Here is a 293-nt window from a genome sequence, read left to right as displayed (position 1 = left end):
CCAATCATCCCTGGATCTGCTTTGATGGCATTGAACGGTGAAGATGACAACGAGCTAGGTACTACAGCCGTTAAGAAACTTGTTGAAGCACTTGATACGTATATTCCAGAGCCAGAGCGTGCAGTCGATCAGCCATTCCTAATGCCAGTAGAAGATGTATTCTCTATCTCTGGTCGTGGTACGGTAGTAACTGGTCGTGTTGAGCGTGGTATCATCAAGGTAGGCGAAGAGATCGAGATCGTTGGTATCCGCGACACTCAAACGACTACGTGTACTGGTGTTGAGATGTTCCG

At 47.8% G+C, this 293-nt stretch carries 1 protein-coding gene; it reads left to right on the top strand.

The window, feature by feature from the left end:
* A partial coding sequence (locus A3751_RS03205) for an EF-Tu/IF-2/RF-3 family GTPase (protein WP_255376070.1) occupies positions 1-293 on the top strand: 293 nt, incomplete at both ends.

It is taken from the genome of Oleiphilus sp. HI0080 (assembly GCF_001635135.1).
This window is presented reverse-complemented; position numbering and strand designations above follow the sequence as displayed.